General features: G+C 60.4%; 3 protein-coding genes. 1 reads left to right on the top strand and 2 read right to left on the bottom strand.

The genetic code is table 11. The features are described 5' to 3' along the window. Positions 1 to 39: 39 nt before the first annotated feature. Together AC1DWI_RS19925 and AC1DWI_RS19920 are read right to left on the bottom strand one after the other, a co-directional pair. Positions 40 to 603 carry a cyclophilin-like fold protein gene (locus tag AC1DWI_RS19925; RefSeq protein ID WP_477725547.1) on the bottom strand — a complete coding sequence of 188 codons (564 nt, stop codon included), beginning with the start codon at positions 601 to 603 and terminating at the stop codon, positions 40 to 42. After that, positions 603 to 1,748: an alpha/beta hydrolase gene (locus AC1DWI_RS19920; RefSeq protein ID WP_477670784.1), complete on the bottom strand. Its 1,146-nt coding sequence runs from the start codon at positions 1,746 to 1,748 to the stop codon at positions 603 to 605. Before AC1DWI_RS19920 ends, AC1DWI_RS19925 begins: the two co-directional genes overlap by 1 nt. 186 nt (positions 1,749 to 1,934) lie before the next feature. Here AC1DWI_RS19920 and AC1DWI_RS19915 point away from each other — a divergent pair. Next, the coding region (locus AC1DWI_RS19915; protein WP_477725546.1) for a LysR family transcriptional regulator at positions 1,935 to 2,401 on the top strand (467 nt) is incomplete at its 3' end.

Genomic DNA, 2,401 nt, shown 5'->3' with positions numbered 1-2,401 from the left:
GCCTGATGCACACGGCCCGACACGTTGCGCCGTGCAGCGTCATGGAGGAGCGTGTTCAACCCTCACCGCCACGGGGCCGGGGCGCCGCATGGCGTCCAGCCCTGAATCAAGCCGCCCGAGCCGAACCAAGCCGTCTGAAAAAGCGAAGTCCTTGTGATAAATCGCCAGATTGCCCCACGGAGCGTAATAACCGATATCGCCGGTGGAGGGCTTGTGCCCCACCGGCGCACCCTTCGTTGACAGCGCACGCGGCAAATCAGCGACTTTTTCCGTGGCCGCGTAGTCTTTCAACACAAGGTTCAGCGGAAGCAGTGCCGCAAAATCTCTGGCGCTGTCATTGCTGTCAAGTGTTGCCGTCGCAATGACGATGCCATCCACGCTCATCTGAATTTTCATCACGGGTGCCTTCCTGCGGGGTGTCGGGTCAGATGGTTGTTGGGAAACTGCCCGAGTGTCGCCGCCCGCAGCAGCGAGACTACTCGCGCAAAGCAGTGGAAGCATCAGCGAGGCGCAAAACCTCCGTCTGCGCGTGGCGAAGTGAAAGGCGGTCTCGCGTTCGACGCAGACGCCGCTCACCACATTGATGATCGCCCGAACCGCCATCAGGCGCCGGTCTGCACCAGGTGCTTGCCGAAGAACGCAGTCAGCTTGCCCCACGGAATCATCGTCACCCGGTCATACAGATCCACGTGGCCGGCGCCCGGAACAATAAACAACTCCTTCGGTTCAGCGGCCCGCTTGTAGGCGTCTTCGCTGAATTCTTTCGAGTGCGCCTGGTCGCCCGTGATGAACAACATGGGGCGAGGCGAGATCGTCTCGATGTCATTGAACGGGTAAAAGTTCATGAACTTGACGTTGCTGGCCAGGGTCGGGTGCGTGGTGGTTCGCGGCGATCCGCCCGTGGGCGTGTATTCGCCTCGCGGTGTGCGGTAGAAGTCGTAAAACTCGCGCTGGATGGGGTGCGTGTCCGCCGTCAGTTGATGCACGGTGCCACTGGTGTACTGGATCGCACCGCCTTTGAATTCCACATCGCGCTGCTCGGCGGCGGCGGCAATGATCTGCTTGCGCTGCTCGAGCGTCTGCGAATGATTGAGGGCGTCGCGGTTGGCCGCGCCCATGTCGTACATGCTCACTGTGGCGATGGCTTTCATGCGCGGGTCAATCTTCGCCGCACTGATGACAAAACTGCCACTGCCGCAAATCCCGATGGCGCCGATCTGCTGCCTGTCGACAAACGCCTGGCTACCGAGGTAATCCACTGCAGCGCTGAAGTTCTCGGCGTACAGGTCCGGCGCAACGGCATTGCGCGGCTGGCCGTCGCTGCCGCCCCAGAAAGCGAGATCCAGGGACATGGCCACAAAGCCCTGCTCCGCCATCTTGGTGGCGTACAGGTTCGCGCTTTGCTCCTTCACCGCACCCATGGGGTGGCCCACAACGATGGCCGGGTTGCGTTTTTTCCGGTCAAGCGTTTTGGGAATGAAAAGATTCGCCGCGACGTTCATCCGGTACTGATTCCTGAAAGTCACCTTCTGCACGGTCACCTTGTCGCTCTTGTAAAAGTTATCGGCACCACCGGGCCTGCCTGGTATGGCCGGCGTATCCGCCGCAAAGGCAGCTCCTCCAACGGTCGAAAGCATGCCGGCCGCAGCCACGCCTGTTCCAGTCATTCTCAAAAACTCACGGCGGCCGGAGGCGTCGCTGGACAGTTCGACCGCTGCGCGGCCGTCGTTCTCTGATGGTGTTTTCATGGTCGATGTTCCTCTTTGGTTGGGTCAGAAGGCACTACGCGTGACGGTTGCCCTTGTTCGACGTGGTCCGTGTTCCGTTCGCAGTTCCTGAAGTTTGCCAAGTACCTTTAACATTGACTAGGTAATGAATCCTTAATGAATTTGTTAGCATGGCTAATCAGTAGCCTGCAAAACGGAGACCTGCAAATGCCTCGACGCAATCTCAACGACCTTCTGGCCTTCGTCACCGTGGCGCGCCAGGGCAGCTTCACCCGGGCCGCCGCCACGCTGGGTGTGACCCCGTCAGCGCTGAGCCAGGCCATCCGGGGGCTGGAAGAAGGCTTGAAGATCCGGCTGCTCACACGCACGACACGCAGCGTCGCCACAACGTCCGCGGGTGAGCGGCTGATGAAGGCGATCGGCCACCGCTTTGACGAAATTGAGTCTGAACTCGACGCATTGACCGACCTGCGCGACAAACCTGCAGGCACCGTGCGCATCACGTGTGGCGACCACGTGCTGCAAAGCACCCTGCTGCCCAAGCTCTCACCGCTGCTGCGCGAGTACCCGGACATCAAGCTGGAGTTCGACGTGAACTATGGTTTTCGCGACATCGTGGCCGACCGTTTTGATGCCGGCGTACGCTTGGGAAATGCCGGCGTACGCTTGGGAAA

The sequence above is a fragment of the Polaromonas sp. P3_C2 genome, assembly GCF_056402675.1.
Note: the sequence above shows the minus strand (reverse complement) of the source record. Positions and strands in the feature narration are given on the sequence as shown.

Excerpts from the sequence above, each read along its gene's own strand:
- AC1DWI_RS19925 (WP_477725547.1), bottom strand. The coding sequence starts at position 603 with ATGGCGGTTCGGGCGATCATCAATGTGGTGAGCGGCGTCTGCGTCGAA.
- AC1DWI_RS19920 (WP_477670784.1), bottom strand. The coding sequence starts at position 1,748 with ATGAAAACACCATCAGAGAACGACGGCCGCGCAGCGGTCGAACTGTCC.